Annotated in this window: 20 protein-coding genes and 1 pseudogene; 7 read left to right on the top strand and 14 right to left on the bottom strand. The window is 70.5% G+C overall.

Features of this window, described 5'->3' with window-relative positions; translation table 11 throughout:
* A pseudogene (locus ACWGO0_RS28115) lies at positions 1-82 on the bottom strand (electron transfer flavoprotein subunit beta); the annotation flags it as partial.
* Positions 83-190: 108 nt separating this feature from the next.
* On the opposite strand from ACWGO0_RS28115, the gene ACWGO0_RS28120 reads away from it, so the two are divergent.
* Together ACWGO0_RS28120 and ACWGO0_RS28125 are read left to right on the top strand one after the other, a co-directional pair.
* Positions 191-1,003, top strand: coding sequence for a TetR family transcriptional regulator (locus ACWGO0_RS28120; RefSeq protein ID WP_453540864.1), 813 nt, complete (start codon positions 191-193; stop codon positions 1,001-1,003).
* 98 nt (positions 1,004-1,101) lie between these two features.
* Entirely contained in the window at positions 1,102-1,485 is a 384-nt protein-coding gene (locus ACWGO0_RS28125) for a Zn-ribbon domain-containing OB-fold protein (RefSeq protein WP_453540867.1), read from the top strand.
* A gap of 39 nt (positions 1,486-1,524) precedes the next feature.
* Here ACWGO0_RS28125 and ACWGO0_RS28130 read toward each other — a convergent pair whose 3' ends face one another.
* From ACWGO0_RS28130 to ACWGO0_RS28170, 9 genes are all read right to left on the bottom strand, one after another.
* On the bottom strand, positions 1,525-2,487 hold the full coding sequence (locus tag ACWGO0_RS28130; RefSeq protein ID WP_453540870.1) for a DUF3048 domain-containing protein: 963 nt from the start codon (positions 2,485-2,487) through the stop codon (positions 1,525-1,527).
* Between the two features lie 187 nt (positions 2,488-2,674).
* Positions 2,675-2,863 carry a DUF6381 family protein gene (locus ACWGO0_RS28135; protein ID WP_453540873.1) on the bottom strand — a complete coding sequence of 63 codons (189 nt, stop codon included), beginning with the start codon at positions 2,861-2,863 and terminating at the stop codon, positions 2,675-2,677.
* Positions 2,864-2,959: 96 nt separating this feature from the next.
* Positions 2,960-3,823, bottom strand: coding sequence for a VOC family protein (locus tag ACWGO0_RS28140; protein ID WP_453540876.1), 864 nt, complete (start codon positions 3,821-3,823; stop codon positions 2,960-2,962).
* A gap of 303 nt (positions 3,824-4,126) precedes the next feature.
* Complete coding sequence (locus tag ACWGO0_RS28145) at positions 4,127-4,738, bottom strand: DNA polymerase ligase N-terminal domain-containing protein (protein WP_453540879.1); 612 nt, start codon at positions 4,736-4,738, stop codon at positions 4,127-4,129.
* An 89-nt stretch (positions 4,739-4,827) separates the two neighbouring features.
* Positions 4,828-5,343 carry a DUF4232 domain-containing protein gene (locus ACWGO0_RS28150; protein WP_453540882.1) on the bottom strand — a complete coding sequence of 172 codons (516 nt, stop codon included), beginning with the start codon at positions 5,341-5,343 and terminating at the stop codon, positions 4,828-4,830.
* A 124-nt stretch (positions 5,344-5,467) separates the two neighbouring features.
* Positions 5,468-6,739: a protein kinase domain-containing protein gene (locus tag ACWGO0_RS28155; RefSeq protein ID WP_453540885.1), complete on the bottom strand. Its 1,272-nt coding sequence runs from the start codon at positions 6,737-6,739 to the stop codon at positions 5,468-5,470.
* A 168-nt stretch (positions 6,740-6,907) separates the two neighbouring features.
* The gene (locus ACWGO0_RS28160; protein WP_453540888.1) at positions 6,908-7,627 is read right to left on the bottom strand and encodes an HAD family hydrolase; all 720 of its coding nucleotides are present in this window, start codon (positions 7,625-7,627) and stop codon (positions 6,908-6,910) included.
* Between the two features lie 25 nt (positions 7,628-7,652).
* Positions 7,653-8,135: an Lrp/AsnC family transcriptional regulator gene (locus tag ACWGO0_RS28165; protein ID WP_453540891.1), complete on the bottom strand. Its 483-nt coding sequence runs from the start codon at positions 8,133-8,135 to the stop codon at positions 7,653-7,655.
* Between the two features lie 100 nt (positions 8,136-8,235).
* Positions 8,236-9,348 (bottom strand): glycerophosphodiester phosphodiesterase, encoded by a 1,113-nt coding sequence (locus ACWGO0_RS28170; RefSeq protein WP_453540894.1) that lies wholly within the window; start codon positions 9,346-9,348, stop codon positions 8,236-8,238.
* Positions 9,349-9,499: 151 nt separating this feature from the next.
* Here ACWGO0_RS28170 and ACWGO0_RS28175 point away from each other — a divergent pair, with 151 nt between their 5' ends.
* A complete protein-coding gene (locus tag ACWGO0_RS28175) occupies positions 9,500-12,202 on the top strand; it encodes a SpoIIE family protein phosphatase (RefSeq protein WP_453540897.1) in 2,703 nt (900 codons plus the stop codon).
* Positions 12,203-12,359: 157 nt separating this feature from the next.
* Positions 12,360-13,889: an alkaline phosphatase family protein gene (locus ACWGO0_RS28180; RefSeq protein ID WP_453540900.1), complete on the top strand. Its 1,530-nt coding sequence runs from the start codon at positions 12,360-12,362 to the stop codon at positions 13,887-13,889.
* A gap of 59 nt (positions 13,890-13,948) precedes the next feature.
* On the opposite strand, the gene rhaS is transcribed toward ACWGO0_RS28180, so the two are convergent.
* Genes rhaS through ACWGO0_RS28200 form a run of 4 tightly spaced genes read right to left on the bottom strand, consistent with a single transcriptional unit; the run spans position 13,949 to position 18,692 of the window.
* Positions 13,949-15,034 carry a rhamnose ABC transporter substrate-binding protein gene (gene rhaS, locus ACWGO0_RS28185; RefSeq protein ID WP_453540903.1) on the bottom strand — a complete coding sequence of 362 codons (1,086 nt, stop codon included), beginning with the start codon at positions 15,032-15,034 and terminating at the stop codon, positions 13,949-13,951.
* 52 nt (positions 15,035-15,086) lie between these two features.
* Positions 15,087-16,118 (bottom strand): ABC transporter permease, encoded by a 1,032-nt coding sequence (locus ACWGO0_RS28190; RefSeq protein WP_453540906.1) that lies wholly within the window; start codon positions 16,116-16,118, stop codon positions 15,087-15,089.
* Entirely contained in the window at positions 16,111-17,166 is a 1,056-nt protein-coding gene (locus tag ACWGO0_RS28195; protein WP_453540909.1) for an ABC transporter permease, read from the bottom strand. Before ACWGO0_RS28195 ends, ACWGO0_RS28190 begins: the two co-directional genes overlap by 8 nt.
* On the bottom strand, positions 17,163-18,692 hold the full coding sequence (locus ACWGO0_RS28200; RefSeq protein ID WP_453540912.1) for a sugar ABC transporter ATP-binding protein: 1,530 nt from the start codon (positions 18,690-18,692) through the stop codon (positions 17,163-17,165). The genes ACWGO0_RS28195 and ACWGO0_RS28200 overlap by 4 nt, the downstream gene beginning before the upstream one ends.
* Positions 18,693-18,936: 244 nt before the next feature.
* On the opposite strand from ACWGO0_RS28200, the gene rhaI reads away from it, so the two are divergent.
* The 3 genes from rhaI to ACWGO0_RS28215 all read left to right on the top strand — a co-directional run bounded on the left by rhaI (position 18,937) and on the right by ACWGO0_RS28215 (position 23,709).
* Complete coding sequence (gene rhaI, locus ACWGO0_RS28205) at positions 18,937-20,103, top strand: L-rhamnose isomerase (RefSeq protein WP_453540915.1); 1,167 nt, start codon at positions 18,937-18,939, stop codon at positions 20,101-20,103.
* Between the two features lie 74 nt (positions 20,104-20,177).
* Positions 20,178-22,223, top strand: a complete 2,046-nt coding sequence (locus ACWGO0_RS28210; protein ID WP_453540918.1) for a bifunctional aldolase/short-chain dehydrogenase — start codon at positions 20,178-20,180, stop codon at positions 22,221-22,223.
* Positions 22,224-22,239: 16 nt separating this feature from the next.
* On the top strand, positions 22,240-23,709 hold the full coding sequence (locus ACWGO0_RS28215; protein ID WP_453540921.1) for a rhamnulokinase: 1,470 nt from the start codon (positions 22,240-22,242) through the stop codon (positions 23,707-23,709).
* Positions 23,710-23,728 lie beyond the last annotated feature (19 nt).

The following is a 23,728-nucleotide window of genomic DNA, read 5'->3' on the forward strand; positions in this document are numbered from 1 at the left end:
CCACCGTCAAGTCATCAGCGAAATGCCGATCACCAGTCGCGTCGGGCACATACTTCACACAGACAACGATCCTCAAGCTCACGCCGGCTCTCCTAGCTGATGCGATTCGTTGTCACGACAATATGGCACTCAGTACCCTCTCGCAAGGTACGTAGTGCCAATCGGTGCATTCCGGTGTTACGTTCCCGGCATGACTGAAGCGCGCAGAGGACGCAGGGCGGCAGCCGGCCCGGCATCCGGGGGTTCCCCCGTGAAGGTGCCCATGCGGGAGGCGCTTGCCGAAGCGGCTTTCCAGCTCTTCCTGGAGCGCGGCTACGAGCGGACCACGGTGGACGACATCGTGGCGCGGGCGGGTGTGGGGCGCCGTTCGTTCTTCCGGTACTTCCCGTCGAAGGAGGACGCGGTCTTCCCCGATCACGAGCGGTGCCTGGCCGATATGACCGCCCTGCTGGACGGTCGCGACGGCCCCGATCCGGTCGGCGCGGTGTGCGACGCGGCCAGGCTCGTGATGCGGATGTACGCGGCGAACCCCGAGTTCTCCGTACAGCGCTACGGGCTGACGCAGGAGGTGCCGGGTCTGCGCACCTACGAGCTGTCGGTGGTGCGCCGGTACGAGGGCACGCTCGCCGGCTATCTGCGCTGGCGCTGGGCGGAGGCTCCCGACGGCGGGCTGCGCGCCGAGGTGGTGGCCGCCGCGGTGGTGGCCGCGCACAACAACGCTCTGCGTTCATGGCTGCGTTCGGGCGGAGTGGGCGATGCCGAGGCGGCCGTCGACGAGGCCCTCGGGCTCGTGCGCGAGGTGTGGGGGAGCGCGGACGGTGGACCCGTCGCGGACAGGGGCGCCGATGCGGAGCCGCCGCAGGGCCGGGGCGGGCGCTCGGGCGGGGATTTCACCGTGGAGGCGGGCGAGGACGTGATCGTCATGGTGGCCTCCAGGTCGGCCCCGATGTGGCGCGTCGTGCAGCGGATCGAGGCGGCCATGGGGCAGTCGGAGCAGAAATAGGCACTGAGTACCTTTACCGCCAGGCACTCAGTGCCATATGGTGCGTGAGCGTCGCGCGATGGTGCGACGCCCAGCAGCCGAGTGCAGGGGGTCGAGACGTGTCCCAGCCAGGAAGCGGCACCGCTACGGCGGTGCGTGAGAGAACCGGTCTCATCTACCAGCGTTGTCGTTGGTGCGGCACGGCCTCCTTCCGGAGGCTCTTGTGCCCCGTATGCCAGTCGAGCGACCTGGAAGCGGAGTTGAGCGAGGGGCACGGGGTCGTGGTGCGGTCGACGGTGGTGCACCGCTACACCGAGTACGCGCGCAACGAATCCCTGGTCCGGTTCCCCGAGGGCTTCATGTTCCGTTGCCGCATCATTGGAACGGCGCCCCAACTGGTGTGGCCGGGAGCCCGGGTGCGCCCCGCGGCCGGTGCCGATCTCAGCACCGGAGAGGTCGTCCTCGAAACGGTCGAGCAGGTCGAACGCGATCCCTGGCGCTGAACTCCCGTACCGACGCGGGGCCTTCACCCGGCTGCCGCGTCACTCGGGAACCAGCACGACCCAGACCTGGCCGCGCGCGAATGTCATCGCCTTGCCGTCCTCGGTGGTGAAGTCCGTCGCCGACGCGGCGCCGTCCCGCTCCAACGTGACGTCGTAGGACTTGCCGTCGCGCAGTACGAGCGCCGAGCCGGACCCCACGGTCTCGGTGAAGGGCGAGGTGTTCCCCCACCGGTCCCGGAAGCGGGACGGACCCAGGGTCACGTCCTGGAGGACCACGGTGGCCGCTCCCAGTCGTTCCCCGGAGGCCGTACGGGACGGCTTGCCGTCCATGCCGACCAGCCATTCCTTCTGCTCCGGCGACCAGGAGAAGGTGAACCGCGCCGCCGGGTAGCTCACCGTGCGGCTGTCGGTCGGCTTCCCGCCGGCCGGTGCGGTGGCGAAGCGCATGCCGATGTCCTCGGCCGCGTTGATCTCGGAGGATTCGTGCGGGATGTCTCCGGGGCGCAGATACAGATTGTGCGGTGCCGGCCTGTCCTGGCTCCTGAAGTAGGCGTTCGGTGCCTTTGACGGCGGCAGCGCGTCGAGCGGAGCCGCCTCGATCGACGGCGTCAGCGCCGACTGGGCACCGGAGTACGCGAGGGTGGGCCGGTCGAACTGCCGGAGCAGTTCCAGATCCGTCTCGCGGGCGCTCCGTACGGGGCCGATCACGGACGGCACGTCGGAGGAGTAGACGGCGAGTATGCGGCTGAGCCCCGCCTCCACCTGCTCCACGTAGACGAGGTCGGCGTTCTCCAGTCCGGTCGGCGGCCGGGCAGGAGCAACGTTGTCGATCTTCACGGCGAGCACGTCGGCGCGCTCCGCGGATGCGGATGTCGGCGCGACCGGGCTGTCGGGAGAAGGGCTCGTTTCCCCTGTGCTCTGGCAGCCGCATGCCGCCCCGACGAGGAGCGCGAGGACGGCGAACGAGGCAGCGGCCGGTCTCTTCGTTCCAGAGGTGTGCATGACGGCCGCCCCTTTCGAGCCGGCTCGTCACACGGGCGCCGGCTGATGTCTGCTGCGGCGATGACTCTTCTGTCCATCATCACGCAGAAGACCGGCTGCCGGTTCCGCTGTTCCCCGATCGGCGCCCGCAACGCCTGTGGCCCGGACGGGGAGCAGTGCACCCGCCCGGGCCCGGCAGGCGGGGCTGTCACCGTCCGCCGGTACCGCCGTCCATCCCGTCGCCGTCCTGCTCGCTCTGGGCGATGAGCCGCTGGGCCTTCTGCTGGAGGCGCAGACGGTGCTCGGGATCGGTGGTGCGCTCAGCGGCCTGGCTCAACTCGCTTGCCTTCTGGCGCATTTGCTGGACGCGGCCCCTGGGGCCGGACGTGGCGCTCATGATCACTCCTGGGTTCAAGGGGAGCGGACAGTGCCAGAGAACCAGCCTCCTGTGCGGACTGCACCCCGTACCCTCACTCTCCGTGGTCAGGCGTGCTCACGGCCACTCCGCGCCTCCCTGTGCCGGTGGAGGACCGGCCGCCGATGCGATGCAGAAGACGGCTCCGCCGGGGTCGCGGAGCGTGGCGCCGTCCTCCAGGGCCGAGATCCGGCGTTCGACGACCAGGCCGCCGTACCGGACCGCCGTCGCCATCGCCGCCTCCACGTCCTGCACCGGGAAATGGATGTTCCAGCGCGGCCCGCGCCCCGGGACGGCCTCCGTGTTCTCGGCGCCCGCCGTGATCAGGGCGGCGACACGGCCGTCGTCGCGCAGCACCACGTCGTCGTGCTCGTAACCGACTTCGCAGCAGCCGGGACGCTCCGATGCCCAGTCGAGGATCTCGCCGTAGAACAGCGCGGCCTCGAACGGGTTGGGGGTCGTCAGGTCCAGCCACCAGGGGCGGTGCTGCCGCCAGGCCTCCCAGTCGGCCACGAGGCGCCCCTGCCAGACCCCGAACCGCGCACCCTCGCGATCGGCCGCGACCGCCGCCCGGCCGATGGGGAAGTCGATCGGCCCGACCGCGACCGTGCCCATGCGTTCCCGGATCCGCGCGGCGGCCACATCGGCGTCCGGGACGGCGAAGTACGGGGTCCAGTCGTTCGCGAGGTGCAGGGAGTCCGTCAGCTCCGCCACTCCGGCCGTCGGCACGCCGTCGGTGAGGGCCACACTGAACTCGTCGCCCAGGTCCGTGTCGCGGAAGGTCCATGCCAGAACGGCCCCGTAGAACTCCTGCGACGAGGCCAGATCACGCGTGGCGAGACTTGCCCAGCACGGCGCCCCGAGGCCCGAGGCGTCCGTTGTCGACCTCTGCTGCGGAGACCTCCGCCGCGGAGCCTCCTGCTGTGGATGCGAGCCGATCACGGTGCGTACACCTCCAGAGCGGACCGGCGCGACGCTTGCCCGGCCCTCGTGGGCGCCCGGGTGCGGCTGGTGCGGCACCTGCGGGCGCGGGCCGGGCGCGTGGCTGCCTGTCGTCGGGCTCCCGCCATGGACTTGTGAGTGAGTGTCCCGGCCGATGCCCAGCACGGCATGCGCGAAGCGCGGCCGGTCCTCGCGACCATGCTGCCCGAAGGCACCGGTCCGGGCCACTCGTGCGCCGCGCCTCCACTGCTGTCTTCCGGGTCGGCACGGTCTCGGCGGTCACCTGACCCGCAGCCCGGCGCGTCAGCTGCTGTGCTCGCGCTCCGCGGCCTCGACCTGGTGCAGTGTGCGCCCGGTACGGGCCGACCTCGCGTGGTACGGGTTGGGGGTGCCGGGCCTGTCGTGGACGGCCTTGTGGTCGTTCGCCTTGATCAGCATCCACGCCACCTGGCCCGCCCCCGGCACCTCGTCGCCCACCCGCAGGCGGGTGAGGGCGAATTCGCCGCGCAGTTTGGCACCGTCGAGCCAGAACGTCGCGTGACCGCGCTCCAGGGCCTCTTCGAACGAGACGGGCGTGCCCTGCTCGTCATGGCTGAGCGGCCGGTAGGTGCCCTGGTCCCAGACGATGACCGTGCCGCCCCCCTGCTCGTCCTGCGGAATGACGCCCTCGAACTCGCGGTACTCCAGGGGATGGTCCTGCGTGGGTACGGCCAGCCGCCTGTCCCGCGGATTGTCCGAGGGGCCCCGCGGGACAGCCCAGGATTTCAGTACGCCGCCGACCTCGAGCCGGAAGTCGAAGTGCATGCGGCGGGCGTCGTGGATCTGCACCACGAACCTGGGTGCGCCGGCCGTCGCCGCGTCGTTCCCGTGCTGCTGCGGACCCGTACCGGTCTGCCGTGCGCCGTCGGTGTTCATGCCAGGTCCTCCCGCCCGCGGTTGCTTCTTCCACTGTGCGGCCCGGGGCGGTGGACCGCACCGTGGTGAACCGGTGGCGGGACTCCGTATCAGCCGGTGTGCTCGGCGAGCACCGCGTCGGCCTCGGCCCGTGTGGTGTGCCACCACGTGGTGACGGGTTCGAAGACGCGGATTCCGTCCGGCATCCCGAGGGAAGCGGCGTCGAACGTCCGCCCGCGGTGCGCGGGATGCCCGGCGACGGTCACCTGGTCCACCAGCCGCAGCTCCGTCGAAGCGGGGTCCAGGGTGCGGACGGCCGCGTACGCGGACCTGCCCGCTCCCAGCCGGTACGGGGCGCTCTCGGTGTCCGGCACCGGCAGCGCCGGTCCGTCAAGGTCGCCGAAGACCACGGTGGGAATCCGGTCGACGACGCAGGGGCGCGCGCCCTGGTTGGTGACGCTGATCCGCACCACGTCCGCGACGTCGGGCGAGGCGGCGGCTGCCACCCTGAGAGCACTCTCCGCGCACATGGCGGGACCGGGCGCGGCAGCCGCCGGAGCGGCGGACGTGGCCAGCAGGGCGAGGACGGCCGCGGATGAAGCGGCGAGAGCAGGACGGATACGCATCGGATTTCCCCGTTCGTCGGCATCGGCCCGACCAGCATCCACCGCGGACGGGCGGTCTGCCTGATATGACGCGCATGCCCGGCAATCGGTTGTGGCGAATGAACCAACCGGGCCGTGACGGGCGTCAGTCGTCGTCCTGTTCCTCGTCCCTCTGCTTCCTGTCCTTCTGGTGGTCCTGCTGGCCCTCGCCCTGCGAGCCGTCGGTGGAGTAGCTCTCCTGCGGCACGGTTTCCTGGGTGGGTGCGTCCTCGGACGGCGTCACCGGCCCGGTCGTCCCGGTGGGGTCGGTGGCCGGCGTATCCGCCGAGCTGGGGTCCGGGGCGAACAGGACCATCCCCAGGTAGACGGCGGCGATGAAGGCGGCCGTCCCGGCGATGGCGCTGGCCACCCGCGGCCTTCGCCGGATCGCCTCACGGGTGCTGCGTCCGCGGGCGGGCGCGGGTGCACGTCTTCGGCCGGTCGCCTGCGGCAGCCGGTACGTCGTGGGACCCGCGGAACCGCCCGCGGTGTCGGGCCCGGTCCCGGTCCACTGCGCACCGGTGGCCATCGGAGAGGTGAGCGGCCCCCGCGCCGGGGGAGGCGGGGGCGCGTGTACCCGACCTGCGGGGGCTGCGTGCGGCGGCAAGGGCTCCGGACGCCCGCGCCAGGCGTCGGTGCGGAACCAGTCGGACACCTGCTGGGCTCCGGGCCGTTCCTCGGGCTGCTTGGCGAGCAGGCTCAGCAGATACGTGTCGAACGCGGCGGAGATGTCCACGCCCCGCTGCCGCAGCGGCACGGGAGGGGTGTCCACATGCTGATAGAGCGTCGCGGTCGCCGTATCGGAACGGAACGGCGGGTGGCCGACGAGGAGTTGGTAGATCACACAGCCGAGGGAGTACATGTCCGAGGCCGAGTCGGCCGTACGGCCGAGCGCGCGCTCCGGGGCCAGATAGAGGCTGGTGCCCACGATCTGTCCTGCGGTGGTCAGCGCCGTGGCGGGATCGTCGACGAACTGGGCGATCCCGAAGTCGCCAATTTTGACCGACCCTTCGGAGTCCAGCATCAGATTTCCCGGCTTGATGTCGCGGTGGACGACACCCTGTCGGTGGGCGGCGGCCAGACCGGCGGCCGCCTCGCCCGCGATCCGGGCCACCTGCTCCGGATGGACCGTCTCCTGGGCCGCGAGCAGATCACTGAGGCTCCGGCCCTCGACCAGCTCCATCACGAGATAGAAGCGGTCCTCCCACGCCCCGAAGTCGAACACGGCCACCAGGTGAGGGTGGCTCAGCCGCGCCGCGGTCTGCGCCTCCAGACGGAACCGGGCTGCCGACGACACGTCGTCGCGGTCGCCCAGCAGGAGTTTCACGGCGACGGCCCGGCCGAGCACCTCGTCCGTCGCACGCCACACCTCGCCCATGCCACCGCGGCCGATAGGGGATATCAACCGGTACCGATCAGCTACCAGCACCTGTGCACCAATCTCGAACTGTGGCCTGCTTCGACGGGCAAGGATATCGGCCTGCGGGAACGCAGTTGGCACCGGTGACCGCTGCCCGTGGACGGGAAGCGCTGGTGGGGGCGGCAATCAGCCATTCGGTACGGAGTTCCCGGGGCCGCCCGCCCGGAGCAGCCACCCATAGGCGGCCTCGGCCGTGAACTCGCCCTGCCCGCCCGCGAAGAGCAGATCCGCCGCCAGGAACGCCGGGTCACCCGCCGTGGCGGTCACATAGGGGACCGCCAGACAGCGCATCCCCGCCGCGCGCGCAGCCGCCGCGCCCGGAGCCGCGTCCTCCAGGACGACACAGTCGGCCGGTTCGGCGCCCAGGCGCCGCGCGGTCTCCAGGAACACGTCGGGCTCCGGTTTGCCGTGCGGGACCTCCTCGGCGGAGACGTACAGGGGGATGTACGCGGCCAGGCCGGTGACGGCGAGAACGGCCCCGATCGCCTTCCGGGACGAACCCGAGGCCACGGCCATCGGGACACCCGCACCGTGCAGGCGCTCCACGAGCCCGCGCATCTCGGGGTAGACCTCGGTGGAGGAACCGGCCAGTTCGAGATAGAGGGCGTTCTTGCCGGCCAGCAGTTCGTCGACCGACGCCGTGATCCCGTACTCGGCGCGCAGCGCGGTCAGCGTCTCCCGGGTGCCGATCCCGATGAAGCGGGTGTGGTGCTCCCAGCTGAAATCCGCCACCCCGTACCGGGCGAGGAGGCGGCGGCCCGCCTCGTAGTAGTTGGGCTCGCTGTCCACGAGTGTGCCGTCGAGATCGAAAATGACCCGGGGGACCTGGGTGTGCGTTGAACTCATGGCTCCCAGCATGCCGGGCGGACGATCAGTCCGCGCCGCCGGCCGTCCGTCCCACCGCTTCGACCAGGGGCAGCACCCGGTGCGCCACGCGCTCGCGCAGCGCCACCTCCGTACGGGTCCTGACCACGCCCGGGAGCTGGATGAGCTGCTGGATCAGATCCTCCAGATGCCCGTTGTCCCGGGCGACGACCCGGGTCAGCAGATCGCCGCCGCCCGTCGTCGAGAACGCCTCGATGATCTCCGGGACGGCGGCGAGGGCCTCGCCCACCTCGTCCAGGTGCCCCTGGGTGACCTCCAGGTGGACGAAGGCGAGCACGGGGTGGCCGAGGGCGGCGGGGGAGAGGGCGGGTCCCGTACCGGTGATCACGCCGTCGCGCTCCAGGCGGTCGAGCCGCGCCTGGAGCGTGCCGCGTGCGATCCCCAGGATGCGCGCGTACTCCCGCACGCTGGTGTGCGGCTGCTCGATCAGCAGGCGCAGAATGCGGGTGTCGAGAGTATCCACACCCATGACCCGTTGGCCTCTTCCTGGCTCGGCGAAACGTATCTCGACTGTACCAATGGCACAGCGAATGCTCGTCGGGCGCGGAACAGGGTGGTTTCCCCCGGCGTCAGGACCGAGGGGCGCGGTACGCCTTCGGGAGCTTGAAGCCGCGCTCGGTCATCACGGTGCGCAGCCGGTCGGGATAGTCGGTGATGATGCCGTCGACCCCGTCGTCGATCAGCTTGTTCATGGTGGCGGTGTCGTCGACCGTCCACGGGATCACCTTCATCCCGGCCGCGTGTGCCTTGGCCACCATCGCCCTGGTCACGTACGGCTGATAGCCCGGGTCGTTCACCGTGCCGCCCTGGGGGCTGCCGTGAACGGGTGAGACGGCGTCCGCGTCGAAGGACTTGGTGGCGGCCACGAGGTCGCCGCCGAAGTCGTCGATGTCCAGCCCGCCCAGCCAGGGCGACTTGCCTTCCATACCGGCCTGCAGGAACTGCTGTCCGTTGGTCAGGGCCACGATCGGCAGCCGCGGTTCGACCTGCCGCATGCGCATGAGCGCGCCCCAGTCGAAGCTCTGGACGGTCACCTGACCGAGAACACCGGCCTTGCGCACCTCGTCGGCCACGACCTGGACGAACTGCTCGCGCGGGGCGGTCTCGTGCGGAGCACCGGCCTCGACCTTCGTCTCGACGTTCATCGTGACCTTGTGGGCCTTGTACCGCTCGACGAGGCCGAAGACCTCGGACAGCAGCGGCATCTTCGCGCCGGGGCTCGGACGCTGTCCCGGGAACTGGGGAAGGGTCTGGGAGCCGCAGTCCAGTGTCCGTACCTGGGCGAGTGTGAGGCCGACGATGTACTTGCCGACGTACGGGTACTGGGGGTCTCCCGCGAAGGCCGGGCCCGTGTCGCGGCATTTCGTCGCGGCGATCCGGCGGTCGTGGGTGACGACCGCCTTGCCGTCCTTGGTGATCTGCACGTCGAGTTCCAGTGTGCTGACCCCCGTTTCGAGCGCGTTGGAGAACGACGCGAGGGTGCTCTCGACGACGAGCCCGAGTCCTCCGCGATGGGCCTGCAGATCGAACGCGTGACGCTGGCCCTGCATGCCGCTCTCGGTGGCCGCCGCGGAGCCGGCGGGAGTCACCGCCCCGATGGCCGCGAGAGCGACGAGTGTGGAGGCCACGAGCCTGAGCCGCGCGGAGCGCCGGGAGAGAGGGGGCAAGGGGTGGAACTGCATGCCGTGTCCTTCGGGGGGATGACTGAAGCCGAATTCGTGGTCCAAGGTTCAACGGTGCCGTGGTCTGCCGGGCCGACGCCAGAGGTCTGCACGGTGTCCGCCCGGTGACGGTTGCACCGGGCGGGCATGCCGAATCCGAGCCGCGCCTAAAATGGTTGCCGTGGACGGGTTCAGCCGGTTCTTCGCCGGGCTCCGCCGCGCCGGCCGACCGTCGGGCTCACGCTCCCTGTTCGGCATACGAGGGGTCGCGGGCCGGGTCTTCGCGCTGATGCTGGGCCTCGTCGTTCTGGTCGTCGCCGCCGCGGCCGTGTCACTGGTGCTCCAGGGCAGGCGCGACAGCGGAGAGTCCGCAGAGAGCCGCTCCCTCGCCATCGCGCAGGCGTTCGCCTACTCCCCGGGGCTCGTCGCCGCACTCGAAGGCCCGGATCCGACAGCGGCACTGCAGCCGCCGGCCGAGGCCACGCGCAAGGAGACCGGGGTCGAGTACGTCGTCGTGTCCGACAAAAACGGCTTCCGCTACACGCACCCCGACCCCGCGCTGATCGGCAAGCACATCCTCGGCCCGTACAAGGAGGCGGCTGCGGGTCACCCCTTCACCCGGACCTTCACGGGGAGCCGGGGACCCGCCGTGAACTCCGTCGTCCCCGTCCTGCGGGACGACGGATCCGTCGCCGGACTCGTGTCCGTGGGGATCACCGTCGAGACCGTGAACCGCCTGGCCGACCGCGACGTTCCGGTGTTCCTCGGCGCGGCGGCGGCCGCGCTCCTCTGCGCCGCGGGCGGAGCCGCCCTGGTGAGCCGGCGGCTGTCACGCCAGACGCATGGCCTCGGCCCCGTCGAGATGACGCGGATGTACGAGCACCACGACGCCGTACTGCACTCCGTCAGGGAGGGTGTGCTCATCGTCGGGGCCGACGGCAGACTGATGCTCGTCAACGACGAGGCCCGCCGCCTCCTCGGTCTCGCGGCCGGCACCGAGGGCCGTCCCGTGACGGAGCTCGGCCTCCCGGCCGACGTCACCGCCCTCATCGCCTCCGGCCGTACGGTCACGGACGAGGTGTGGCGGGCGGGAAACCGGGTGCTGGCCGTCAACCTCCGCCCCACCGGCGCGGCCGACGGCGCTTCCGGCACCGTCGTCACCCTGCGGGACACCACGGAGCTGCGGGCGGTGACCGACAGGGCCGAGGAGGTGGGCGAGCGCCTGCTGCTCCTCTACGAAGCGGGGGCCAGGATCGGCACCACCCTCGATGTGCGGCGCACCGCGGAGGAGCTGACCGAGGTGGCCACTCCCCGGTTCGCCGACGCCGCCACGGTCGACCTCGCGGAACCCGTACTGCGCGGCGACCAGCCCCCGTCGTCCGGGAGGACGGCGGCCGACATGCGGCGCACCGCCGTGTCGGCCCCCGGCCCCGACCCCCCGTTCTACGAGGTCGGCCGGCTGGTCGGCGTACTGCCCGCAGCTTCGGAGTATCTGAGCGGCGCCAGGCGCCACACCCTGCCGATCGCCGATTCCACGGTGCTGGGCCGGCACAAGGTGGAGCCCGGACAGGTCGAAAGGATCGAGCGGAACGGATACCGATCGCTGCTGACGGTTCCGCTGCACGCCCGAGGGGTCGTGCTCGGCATGGTCAACTTCTGGCGCCGGGACGGCTCGGAGCCCTTCGACGACGACGACGTGTCGTTCGGCGAGGAGCTCGCCGCCCGGGCCGCTGTCTGCATCGACAACGCCCGCCGCTACACCCGCGAGCACGAGACGGCGGTGACCCTGCAGCGCAGCCTGCTGCCTCGCGGGCTGCCCGAGCAGAGCGCCCTCGACGTCGCGTACCGCTATCTTCCGGCCACGGCAGGTGTCGGCGGCGACTGGTTCGACGTCATCCCGCTGCCCGGGGCACGGGTCGCGCTGGTCGTCGGCGACGTGGTCGGTCACGGCCTGCACGCCGCCGCCACCATGGGCAGACTGCGCACGGCGGTGCAGAACTTCGCCATGATGGACCTGCCCGCCGACGAACTGCTCGCCCGTGTCGACGAACTCGTCGTACAGGTGGACAGCCACGATCCGGACTCCGTCGGTGACGCGGGGATCACCGGCGCCACCTGCCTGTACGCGATCTACGATCCGGTCGGCGGCAGCTTCTCCCTCGCCAAGGCCGGGCATCCGGGACCCGCCCTCGTCCTGCCGGACGGCACAGCGGCCTTCCCCGACGTGCCGGCCGGCCTGCCGCTCGGTATCGGTGGCATGCCGTACGAGGCCGTCGACCTTCCCGTACCGGAGGGCAGCCGCCTCGTCCTGTTCACGGACGGGCTCGTCGAGACGAGGGAACGCGATATCGGCGCCGGGCTGGAACAGTTGCGCGCCGTCCTGGGCGGCGGTGTGCGAACCCCCGACCGGACGTGTGCCGCGCTGCTCGACGCGATGCTGACCTCCTCCCCGGCGGACGACGTCGCTGTCCTGGTCGCGGGAACGCGCGTCTTCGCCCCCGAGAGGGTCGCCGTCTGGGACGTGGAGCCCGAGGACTCGGCGGTTGCCGTTGTCCGCAAGGGAGTTGCCCGGCAGCTGTCGGCGTGGGGGTTCGACGAGGAGGCCTTCACCACCGAGCTGATCCTCAGCGAACTCGTCACCAACGCCATCCGTTACGGACGCCCGCCGATCCGCGTCCGGCTGCTGTACGAGCGGTCCCTGATCTGCGAGGTCTCGGACGGCAGCAGCACCGCGCCGCATCTGCGGTACGCCGCGACCACCGACGAGGGTGGCCGCGGACTGTTCCTCGTGGCGCAGTTCTCCTCGCGCTGGGGGACGCGCTACACGGACCGGGGCAAGGTCATCTGGTCGGAGCAGACCCCCGACGCGATGTAGGTAACGGAAGCGTAACGGGTCTGGTCCAAGATTTGGGTACGGTTCACGCACTGATCCCCAACGGGACGTCACGCGATCACCGCGGTTCACGAATCTGTGCGGGACGCCGGGTATCCCGCCCGGCAATCCGGAAATCCCCCCGAACCCGGAGGATCACGTGCCCGTACCCCGTTCCGCGCGTACCGTTCTGGCCGCCGCAGTCGTAGCGGCCGTCGCTCTGCCCCTCGGCTCCCTGGCCCATGCCGCCGAAGAGGGCAACGCCCCCGCGTACGCCGGTCTGCCGTCCGGCACCAAGCAGGCCAAGACGCTCGTCATCGGCGTCGACGGCGCGGCGTTCGACGCCTTCGCCCGCGCCGAGGTCCCGCACCTCAGGAAGCTGATGGCCGACGGCCTGACGGCGCGGAGCAACCTGTTCGCCAACCCCATGGCCCCGACCGTCTCCGGCGCCGCCTGGTCGAGCATCGCCACCGGAGTGTGGCCCGACAAGCACAATGTGAGGGACAACAACTTCACCGCGCCCAACTACGCGCAGTACCCCGACTACGCCACCCGCCTGGAGACCGCGGACCCCGCCACCTCCACGCTGGTCGTCGGCACCTGGAGCCCCATTCCCCAGAAGGTGTTCGGCGCCAGGACCGATCTGCGGATCGCCGGCGGCAACGACGCGGGCACCACCACCAAGGCCGAGGACTACCTCCGTAACGGCAACCCGGACAGCACCTTCGTCCACCTCGACGAGGTCGACGGCGCCGGCCACGCGAGCGGCACAGGCAGCGACCTGTACCTCAAGGCACTGGGCACGGCCGACGCGCAGATCGGCCGGCTGCTCGACGCGGTCACGTCCCGGCCCACGTACGCGCAGGAGGACTGGCTCGTCGTCGTCACCTCCGACCACGGCCACACGCCGACCGGCGGCCACGGCGGCAACTCTCCCGGCGAGCGCGGCACCTTCGTGATCGCCACGGGCAACGACATCGAGCCCGGCTCGGTCCGTCACGACGTCAAGATCACCGACATCGCGCCCACCGTGCTCCGCCACACCGGCGTCGCCACCGACCCGGCGTGGAACCTCGACGGCACGGCCCTCAGCAAGCTGAAGCGGGACTCCTTCGACAAGCTGCGCGACTCCCTGCGCCCCGCGGCCGACGAGACGAAGCCCCCGGCCGGAGTCACGGGCTGGACGACGACCGCCCCCAAGGGCTGGTCCATCGACAACTCGAAGATGCCGGCAGGCGGTGTCACCGAGTGGCGCGGCTGGTCGTTCGCGACCGACGAGTTCTGGACCAACACGGATCTCGGCCAGGGCCGCGAGACCAATGTGCGTGCCAGGAACGTCTTCGCGGTCGCCGACTCCGACGAGTGGGACGACAAGGCGCACGGCGAGGGCCAGTTCGACTCGACACTGGTCAGCCCCGTCCACCGGCTCAACGGTGCGGCCGGGGCGACCGTCTCGTACGCCACCAACTACCGCGTCGACGGGCCGCAGACGGGCGATGTGTACGTCGCCTACGACGGCGGCGAGCCGCAGCTCGTCAAGTCCTACCGGGCGAACGCCAACACGTTCGAGCGCCTGGACCTGAACGTCCCGGCCGGGGCCGGGACCGCGCAGCTCAGCTTCCGGTACACGGGCACCAACAGCGCCTTCTGGACGGTCGACCAGGTCGCGTTCGAGCAGCCCAAGCCGTAGTACGGGCACCGGCCGGGCCCGCGCAGGGCACCGGCCGGTCCCACTGCCCGTCGCACGGGTCAGAAGTCGAACTCGTCGATGTTGGACTTGTCGAAGACCGTCGGCTCGCCGGGGGAGACGACGCCGTCCTCGCCTAGGGTGAAGCTGCCCAGGTCTCCGGCGGTGAAGGTCTCGCCCTTCCTGCCGGTGATCCGGCCCGATTCGAGGGCGACAGCGGCGTGCGCGGCGAGGGAGCCGAGCTTGGCCGGGTCCCACAGCTCGAACGCGTCGACCGTGCCGTTCTTCACGTAGGCGCGCATGTCGTTGGGTGTGCCGAGACCGGTGAGCTTGACCTTGCCCTTGTACTTGGACCCGGCCAGGTACTGGGCGGCGGCCTTGATGCCGACGGTGGTGGGGGAGACGATGCCCTTCAGGTCCGGGTACTCCTGGAGCAGGCCCTGGGTCTGCTGGAACGACTTCTGGGCGTCGTCGTCCCCGTACGCGATCTTGACAAGCTTGATGTCCTTGTACGCGGGCTTCTTCAGCTCGTCCTTCATGTAGTCGATCCAGGTGTTCTGGTTCGTCGCGGTCTGGGCGGCGGAGAGGATCGCGATCTCGCCCTTGCCGCCGATCTGCTGGGAGAGCAGCTCGATCTGGGTGCGGCCGAGAGCTTCGGCGCCGGCCGGGGAGACGAAGACCTGACGGCAGTCCTTGTCGGTGTCGGAGTCGTAGGTGACGACGCTGACGCCGTTGCTCATGGCCTGCTTGAGCGCGGTGCACAGGGCGCCCGGGTCCTGTGCGGAGACGGCCATGGCGTCGACCTGCTGCTGGGTGAGGGTGTTGACGTAACTGACCTGGCCGGCGGTGTCGGTGCCGCTGCTCGTGCCGACCTCCTTGTAGGTCGAACCGAGCTCCTGAAGCGCCTTCTTGCCGCCGTTGTCGGCGCTGGTGAAGTACGGGTTGTTGACCTGCTTGGGCAGGAAGGCGACGGTGAGGCCCTTCTTGGTCTCCGCGTTCGGGTCGGCCTTGCCCGCGGCTGCGGTGCCGCTGTCGTCGGATGCGGAGTCCTTGGTGGTGCCGCCGCAGGCGGTGGCCCCGAGGGCGAGGACGGTGGCGGTGGCGAGCGCGAGGGTCAGCCGACGTGATCTGGCGGAACTGCCGAACATGGGAGGTCCTTTACCTGTGCGGGCGGGAGGAGGGGTTTACGTACGGGAGGAGTTACGGGGACGGGACCGTCAGGGGCGGGACCGCGGCGGTTCTCCTCCGTGCCCGGGCCCGGGAGACCTGCCGGCCGACCCGAGGCGCGAGAACGGAGATCACCAACAGGACCCCGGTGGCCACGATCTGGGACTGGGCGGACACATTCAGCAGGCTCATCGCGTTCTGCAGCGTGCCGAGCAGGAACACCCCGGCTATGGCGCCGCCGATGGTGCCCTTGCCGCCGTCGAAGTCGATGCCGCCGAGCAGCACGGCAGCGATCACGGACAGTTCGAGCCCGGTGGCGTTGTCGTAGCGGGCACTGGCGTAGTGCAGGGTCCAGAAGACCCCCGTAAGGGCGGAGATCACACCCGTGGACACGAACATCGCCAGCTTGAGCCGCTTGACGCGGACGCCCGTGAAGCGGGCGGCCTCCTCGGAGGCGCCGATCGCGAACAGGGAACGGCCGACAGGCGTGGCGTGCAGCACGACGACGGCGATCGCCAGCAGCATGACGAAGGGGACGACGGCGTACGGGAGGAAGGTGTCCCCGAACCGTCCCGCACCGAAGTCCAGGTACTGGGTGGGGAAGTCGGTCACTGAGTCGGAGCCGAGGACGATCTGTGCGATGCCCCGGTAGGCGGCGAGCGTCCCGATCGTGACGGCCAGCGACGGGAGTCCGAGCCGGGTGACGAGCAGCCCGTTGACCAGGCCGCACACCACTCCGAGCAGGACGCACAGCGGGATGATCGTCTCGATCGCCATGCCCGCGTTCCAGAGCGCGCCCATCACCGCACTGGACAGTCCGGCGGTGGAGGCGACGGACAGGTCGACCTCGCCGGACACCACGAGCATCGCCATCGGCAGCGCGATCAGGGCGATGGGCAGGGTGTTGCCGATCAGGAACGAGATGTTCAGCGCGTTGCCGAAGTTCTCGACGAAGGAGAACGAACAGATCAGCAGCACGACCAGCAGGAGGCCGACCGAACTGTCCCAGCGCACCGCGCCGCCGAGGCGGGCGAGAACGGGGGACTTGGCGGTGTTGTCAGGCATGGCGGGCACTCCTCGTCTTCGCGGCCTTCTTGCGCAGGGCTCCGGCAACGCGCAGCGCCAGGATCCGGTCGACGGCGATGGCGAGCAGCAGCAGGAATCCGTTGATGGCGGTGACCCAGACCGAACTCACGCCCAGGGCGGGGAGCACACCGTTGATGGACGTCAGCAGTACGGCGCCCAGCGCTGCGCCGTAGACGGAGCCGGCCCCACCGGTGAAGGCCACACCGCCGACCACGACCGCGCTGACCACGATGAGCTCGTAGCCGTTGCCCGTATTGGAGTCGACGTTGCCGAAGCGGGCGAGATACAGCGCGCCGGCGAGTCCGGCGAGAGCGCCGCAGACCACGTACGCGGTCATGATGCGGGCCCGGACCGGGACACCGGCGAGCCGTGCGGCCTCCGGGTTGGACCCCAGTGCGTACATGTCCCGCCCGCTGCGGAAGTTGCGCAAGCAGTAGGCCACGACGACCAGGACGGCCAGGGTGAGGAGCGCGAGGTAGGGCACCACGGAGATGCCGTCGTGTCCCAGGTCGACGAAGCCGGCGGGCAGGTCGTCGGCGGTGATCTGGCGGGAGCCGACCCAGATGGAGTCGACGCCGCGGATGATGTAGAGGGTGCCCAGCGTCACCACCAGGGCGGGCACCTTCCCCAGACTCACCAGTGCGCCGTTGAGCGCGCCGAACAGTGCACCGAGGCCCACGGCCAGGAGGACCGCGACGAGCGGACTGCCGCCGTCCTGGAGGTAGACGCCCGAGGCGAACGCGGAGATCCCCAGTACGGAGCCGACCGACAGGTCGACGTTGCGGGTGATCACCACCATGGCCTGGCCGACCGCGACCAGCACCAGGATGGTCGCGTTCAGCATCAGGTCCTTGACGCCCTGCTGGGACAGGAACTGGCTGTTGGACAGTTGCGTGGCCCCGAGCATCAGCACGAGTACGCCGATCACGGCCAGTTCGCGGGCCTTGAACACCTTGTCCATGAGCCGCCGTGCGGCGACGGACTCGGGCGCGACGCCCTGCCGCACCGGCTCGGTGGTCGTCGTCATGACGCCTTCCTCTCTCGGCCGCTGCGGCCCGTCGCGGCTGCCATGACGGTTTCCTCGGTCGCCTGCGACCGGGGGATCTCGGCGGTGATGCGGCCCTCGTGCATCACCAGGACCCGGTCGGCCATGCCGAGGATCTCCGGCAGATCGGAGGAGATCATCAGCACCGCCACGCCGTCGGCGGCGAGCGAGGACAGCAGCCGGTGCACCTCCGCCTTGGTGCCCACGTCGATGCCGCGGGTCGGCTCGTCCACGATCAGCACCTGGGGAGCCGTGGCGAGCCACTTGGCCAGCACGACCTTCTGCTGGTTTCCGCCCGAGAGCGTCCCCACGACGTCGGCCAGGCGTGCGTACTTCACCTGGAGCCTGGTGGTCCAGTCCACGGCGCGGCTGCGCTCGGCCCGACGGTGCATCAGCCCGGCCCGGGAGGTGGCGGCGAAGCCGGTGAGCCCGATGTTCCTCTCGATGGACATGTCCATCACCAGGCCCTGCGCGCGGCGGTCCTCGGGCACCAGGGCGAGACCGGCCGCCATGGCCACGCTCGGAGCCCCCGGCGGAAGCTTCCGGCCGAGCACCTCGACCTCACCGCCGTCGAACCGGTCCACGCCGAAGACGGCCCGGGCCACTTCGCTGCGGCCCGCCCCGACCAGACCGGCGAGCCCGAGGATCTCGCCGCGGCGCACCTCGAACGACACATCGGTGAAGACGCCTTCGCGGGTCAGACGGCGCACGCTGAGGGCGACCTCGCCGATTCGGGTCTCCTGCTTGGGGTAGAGCTCCGCCAGATCGCGGCCGACCATGCGGCGCACCAGGCCGTCCTCGTCGAGGGCGGCGAGCGGCTCGCTCGCGATCCACGCGCCGTCCCGCAGTGTGGTGACCCGCTGGCAGAGCTCGAAGATCTCCTCCAGGCGGTGCGAGATGAACAGCACCGCCGAACCCTGCTCGCGCAGCGTCCTGACGACGCCGAACAACCGGGCGACCTCGCTGCCGGTAAGCGCCGCCGTCGGCTCGTCCATGATCAGCACACGGGCGTCGAAGGAGAGCGCCTTGGCGATCTCCACCAACTGCTGGTCGGCAATGGAGAGACCGCGGGCGGGCTGGTCGGGGTCGAGGGCCACACCGAGGCGGGCGAAGAGTTCGGCCGCGGCCTGCCTGACTGCCCGGTGGTCCACTCTGCCCAGAGAGCGCCGGGGCTGCCGGCCGATGAAGATGTTCTCGGCCACGGACAGGTCGGGGAAGAGCGTCGGCTCCTGGTAGATCACCGCGATGCCCGCGTCACGGGCATCCGCTGGGCTGTGGAAGTCCACCGGCCTGCCGTCGAGCAGGACCGTCCCGGTGTCCGGACGGTGCACGCCCGCGAGAGTCTTGATCAAGGTGGACTTGCCCGCGCCGTTCTCGCCCGCCAGGGCGTGGGCTTCGCCCGCGTACAGGCGCAACGAGACGCCACGCAGGGCCCGGACGGCGCCGAAGCTCTTACTCACTCCCTCCAGGGCGAGCACCGGAGTGGTCTCCGGTTCAGGATGAGTCATGAGTTCTCTCCAGTACGTGTGCCAAGCGGAAACCCGGTTATGAAATGTTTCAATGGGGTTGCCGGGAAGCTAGCTCCAGGCCGCCCGGGGCGTCAAGAGGTTGGGCCAACAGGTGCGCCGAGCGCGACAGGAGTCCTTGACGGCAACAGAGTCACGAGCTAACTTCTGCGGCATCCTGAATCGATTCACGCAATCGGGTCACTGCGCCCCGGCGACGGGGCCACTTGCGCATCCAGAGGTGGACATGCCTGACATCACTGCTGTGAAAACCGCACTCGCCGACCAGCGGGTCGAGACGCCTTCCTGGGGTTACGGCAACTCCGGAACGCGTTTCAAGGTGTTCGCGCAGCCCGGCGTGCCCCGGACGCCGCGCGAGAAGCTGGACGACGCCGCGAAGGTGCACGAGTTCACCGGCATCACCCCGCGTGTGTCGCTGCACATCCCCTGGGACAAGGTGGACGACTACACGGCGCTGGCCGGGCACGCCAAGGACCGCGGCCTGGAACTGGGCGCAATCAACTCCAACGTCTTCCAGGACGACGACTACAGGCTCGGCAGCGTCTGCAACCCGGACGCCGCTGTACGGCGCAAGGCGCTCGCCCACCTCCTCGAGTGCGTCGACATCATGGACGTCACCGGCTCCCGCGACCTGAAGCTGTGGTTCGCCGACGGCACCAACTACCCGGGCCAGGACGACGTCGCCGCCCGTCAGGACCGTCTCGCCGAGGCTCTCCAGGCCGTGTACGAGCGCCTGGGCGAGGAGCAACGGATGCTGGTGGAATACAAGTTCTTCGAGCCCGCCTTCTACACCACGGACGTTCCCGACTGGGGCACCGCGTACGCGCACTGCCTGAAGCTCGGAGAGAAGGCGCAGGTCGTCGTGGACACCGGGCACCACGCGCCCGGCACCAACATCGAGTTCATCGTGGCCGTCCTGCTCCGCGAGGGAAAGCTCGGAGGCTTCGACTTCAACTCCCGCTTCTACGCCGACGACGACCTGATGGTCGGCTCGGCCGACCCCTTCCAGCTCTTCCGGATCATGCACGAGGTCATCAGGAACGGCGGCCTGGACCCGGCGACCGGCGTGGCTTTCATGCTGGACCAGTGCCACAACATCGAGGCGAAGATCCCGGCGGTCATCCGCTCGGTGATGAACGTCCAGGAGGCCACCGCCAAGGCGCTGCTGGTCGACGCCGATGCGCTGGCCGCGGCGCAGGCGGCAGGCGATGTCCTGGCCGCCAACGCCGTCCTGATGGACGCGTACAACACCGATGTGCGGCCTCTGCTGGCGGAGGTCCGTGAGGAGAAGGGGCTGAGCCCCGACCCCGTCGCCGCCTACCGCGCCAGTGGCTGGCAGGAGCGGATCTCCGCCGAACGCGTGGGCGGCGAGCAGGCCGGCTGGGGCGCGTAACCGCCGGTCGTACGTCCTCCGAGTCCCCTCGCCACCTCATCCCGAAGTCCCGAAATCCCGAAGGAAAGATCATCATGGCCTCCGCCATTCATCCTGAAGTCGCCGGGCTCCTGGCGCGCTCGCACCGGCTGGGTTCCGACCCGCGCAACACCAACTACGCGGGCGGGAACACGTCCGCCAAGGGCATGGCCCCGGACCCCGTCACCGGCGGCGAGGTGGCGCTGCTGTGGGTGAAGGGCTCCGGCGGCGACCTGGGAACCCTGAAGCCCGAAGGACTGGCCGCACTGCGCCTGGACCGGCTGCACGCGCTGAAGGCCGTCTACCCGGGAGTCGGGCGCGAGGACGAGATGGTCGCCGCGTTCGACTACTGCCTGCACGGCAAGGGCGGCGCCGCGCCGTCCATCGACACCGCCATGCACGGCCTGGTCGACGCGGCACACGTCGACCACCTCCACCCCGATTCCGGGATCGTGCTGGCCTGCGCGGCCGACGGCGAGAAGCTGACCGCCGAGTGCTTCGGCGACAAGGTCGTGTGGGTGCCCTGGCGCCGCCCCGGGTTCCAGCTCGGCCTGGACATCGCCGCGATCAAGGAAGCCAACCCGCAGGCCATCGGCTGCATCCTGGGCGGCCACGGCGTCACCGCCTGGGGCGCCACCTCGCAGGAGTGCGAGGCCAACTCGCTCCACATCATCCGGACCGCCGAGGCGTTCCTCGCCGAGAAGGGCCGCGACGAGCCGTTCGGCCCGGTCCTCGACGGATACGAGCCGCTGCCCGGGACGGAGCGACGGGCCCGCGCCGCCGCGCTCGCCCCCCACGTCCGCGCCGTCGCGTCCGCGGACTTCGCCCAGGTCGGCCACTTCACCGACTCCGAAGCGGTGCTGGACTTCCTCTCCCGCACCGAGCACCCGCGGCTCGCGGCGCTCGGCACCTCCTGCCCGGACCACTTCCTGCGTACGAAGGTCCGCCCGCTCGTCCTCGACCTGCCGGCGGACGCACCGCTGGAGCAGGCCGTCGCACGGCTGAAGGAACTGCACACCGCCTACCGCGAGGAGTACCGCGCGTACTACGAGCGGCACGCCACGGCGGACTCGCCCGCGCTGCGCGGTGCGGACCCCGCGATCGTCCTGGTGCCGGGCGTGGGCATGTTCTCCTTCGGCAAGGACAAGCAGACCGCCCGGGTCGCCGGAGAGTTCTACGTCAACGCGATCAACGTGATGCGTGGCGCCGAGGCCGTCTCCTCGTACAGCCCCATCGAGGAGTCGGAGAAGTTCCGCATCGAGTACTGGGAGCTGGAGGAGGCCAAGCTGCGCCGGATGCCCGCCCCCAAGCCGCTGGCCGCCAGGGTCGCGCTGGTCACCGGCGCCGGCTCGGGCATCGGCAGGGCCATCGCCCACCGGCTCGTCGCCGACGGCGCCTGCGTCGTGGTCGCCGACCTCGACGGTGCGGGCGCCGCAGCCGTCGCCGAGGAACTCGGCGGACCGGACAAGGCCCTCGCGGTGACGGTGGACGTCACCGGCGAGGAGCAGATCGCCGCCGCGTTCGCCGAGGCAGTGCTCGCCTTCGGCGGGGTCGACCTGGTCGTCAACAACGCCGGTGTCTCCATCTCCAAGCCCCTGCTGGAGACCACGGCCAAGGACTGGGACCTCCAGCACGACATCATGGCCCGCGGCTCCTTCCTGGTCTCCCGTGAGGCCGCCCGCGTGATGATCGCCCAGAAGCTCGGCGGCGACATCATCTACATCGCCTCCAAGAACGGCGTCTTCGCGGGCCCCAACAACATCGCCTACGGGGCGACCAAGGCCGACCAGGCCCACCAGGTGCGGCTGCTGGCCGCCGAACTCGGCGAACACGGTATCCGTGTCAACGGCGTCAACCCCGACGGTGTGGTCCGCGGTTCCGGCATCTTCGCCCGCGGCTGGGGCGCCGAGCGGGCAGCGGTGTACGGCGTGGAGGAGGACAAGCTCGGCGAGTTCTACGCCCAACGGACGCTCCTCAAGCGCGAGGTGCTGCCCGAGCACGTGGCCAACGCGGTCTTCGCCCTCACCGCAGGCGACCTGAGCCACACCACCGGGATGCACATCCCCGTGGACGCGGGCGTCGCCGCGGCATTCCTGCGCTGACCCGGAGGTACAGCACGTGACCACCACCCCGGCCTCCCCGTCCGCCTTCGCCGCGGTCGACCTCGGGGCCACCAGCGGGCGGGTGATCCTCGGCCGTGTCGGGCCGGACAGCCTCGACCTGACCGAGGCGCACCGGTTCCCCAACACCCCCGTACGACTGCCGGACGGGCTGCACTGGAACCTGCTCGCCCTCTTCCAGGGAACCCTCGACGGCCTGCGGGAAGCCGCCCGAGCCGGCGGCGTCACCTCGATCGGAGTGGACACCTGGGCCGTGGACTACGGACTCCTCGACGCCGACGGCGCACTCCTCGGCGCCCCGTACCACTACCGGGACAGCCGCACCGAAACCGCCGCCGCACGCGTATGGCCCCACGTCGGACCCGAGGAGCTGTACCGGATCACCGGGCTGCAGCACCTGCCGTTCAACACCGTCTTCCAGCTCGCCTCGGCCGCGGGCAGCGCCCAACTGGGCGCCGCCCGCACCATGCTGCTGATCCCGGACCTGCTGATCCACTGGCTGACCGGATCCATCGGAGCGGAGGTCACCAACGCCTCCACCACGGGCCTCTTCGACGCCCGTACCGGCACATGGTCGAAGGAACTCACCGACCGGCTCTCCATCGGACCCGGTCTGCTGCCACCCCTGCGCCGCCCCGGCGACCCGGCCGGAACCCTCCTGCCGCACGTCGCCGCCCACACCGGCCTCGACGCCCGCACCCCGGTCGTCACCGTCGCCTCGCACGACACGGCGTCCGCCGTCGCCGCTGTCCCGGCCACCGAGCCGCACTTCGCGTACATCTCCTGCGGTACGTGGTCCCTGGCCGGCCTCGAACTCGATGCTCCGGTCCTGACGGAAGCCTCCCGGGCCGCGAACTTCACCAACGAGCTGGGCGTGGACGGCACCGTCCGCTACCTCCGCAACATCATGGGCATGTGGCTGCTGGAGGAGTGCCGCCGGACCTGGGGGCGGCAAGGCATGCCCACGCAGATCCCCGTACTCCTCGCCGACGCGGCCCGTGCCGAGCCGTTCGGCGCGATCGTCGACCCCGGCGACCCCGGGTTCCTCGCGCCCGGCGACATGCCGGAACGGATCCGGGACCACTGCCGCCGCACGAACCAGCCGGTCCCTGACAGCCAGGGCGCCGTCGTCCGCTGCGTTCTGGAAAGCCTCGCACTGGCCCACCGTCGCACCCTGCGCAGGGCCGCCGAACTCGCCGACCGCGACATCACCCACATCCACCTCGTCGGCGGAGGCTCCCGCAACGAACTGCTCTGCCAGTTCACCGCAGACGCCACCGGTCTTCCCGTCATCGCAGGCCCGATGGAAGCCACCGCCCTCGGCAACATCCTGATTCAGGCCAGAGCCGCAGGACAGGTCGCCGACCTGGCCGCCATGCGCCGCCTCGTCGCCTCCACCCAGCAGCTGAGGCGCTACACGCCACACGGCGACATCGCCGCCTGGGACGCCGCCGCCACCCGCCTCTGAGCTGCTGCTTCCATGCTAG

It is taken from the genome of Streptomyces sp. NPDC055749 (assembly GCF_053617235.1).

Coding starts and splice junctions, on each gene's coding strand:
- ACWGO0_RS28120 (WP_453540864.1), top strand. CDS start 191: ATGACTGAAGCGCGCAGAGGACGCAGGGCGGCAGCCGGCCCGGCATCC.
- ACWGO0_RS28130 (WP_453540870.1), bottom strand. CDS start 2,487: ATGCACACCTCTGGAACGAAGAGACCGGCCGCTGCCTCGTTCGCCGTC.
- ACWGO0_RS28135 (WP_453540873.1), bottom strand. CDS start 2,863: ATGAGCGCCACGTCCGGCCCCAGGGGCCGCGTCCAGCAAATGCGCCAG.
- ACWGO0_RS28145 (WP_453540879.1), bottom strand. CDS start 4,738: ATGAACACCGACGGCGCACGGCAGACCGGTACGGGTCCGCAGCAGCAC.
- ACWGO0_RS28150 (WP_453540882.1), bottom strand. CDS start 5,343: ATGCGTATCCGTCCTGCTCTCGCCGCTTCATCCGCGGCCGTCCTCGCC.
- ACWGO0_RS28155 (WP_453540885.1), bottom strand. CDS start 6,739: ATGGGCGAGGTGTGGCGTGCGACGGACGAGGTGCTCGGCCGGGCCGTC.
- ACWGO0_RS28160 (WP_453540888.1), bottom strand. CDS start 7,627: ATGAGTTCAACGCACACCCAGGTCCCCCGGGTCATTTTCGATCTCGAC.
- ACWGO0_RS28165 (WP_453540891.1), bottom strand. CDS start 8,135: ATGGGTGTGGATACTCTCGACACCCGCATTCTGCGCCTGCTGATCGAG.
- ACWGO0_RS28170 (WP_453540894.1), bottom strand. CDS start 9,348: ATGCAGTTCCACCCCTTGCCCCCTCTCTCCCGGCGCTCCGCGCGGCTC.
- ACWGO0_RS28175 (WP_453540897.1), top strand. CDS start 9,500: ATGGTTGCCGTGGACGGGTTCAGCCGGTTCTTCGCCGGGCTCCGCCGC.
- rhaS (WP_453540903.1), bottom strand. CDS start 15,034: ATGTTCGGCAGTTCCGCCAGATCACGTCGGCTGACCCTCGCGCTCGCC.
- ACWGO0_RS28190 (WP_453540906.1), bottom strand. CDS start 16,118: ATGCCTGACAACACCGCCAAGTCCCCCGTTCTCGCCCGCCTCGGCGGC.
- ACWGO0_RS28195 (WP_453540909.1), bottom strand. CDS start 17,166: ATGACGACGACCACCGAGCCGGTGCGGCAGGGCGTCGCGCCCGAGTCC.
- ACWGO0_RS28200 (WP_453540912.1), bottom strand. CDS start 18,692: ATGACTCATCCTGAACCGGAGACCACTCCGGTGCTCGCCCTGGAGGGA.
- rhaI (WP_453540915.1), top strand. CDS start 18,937: ATGCCTGACATCACTGCTGTGAAAACCGCACTCGCCGACCAGCGGGTC.
- ACWGO0_RS28210 (WP_453540918.1), top strand. CDS start 20,178: ATGGCCTCCGCCATTCATCCTGAAGTCGCCGGGCTCCTGGCGCGCTCG.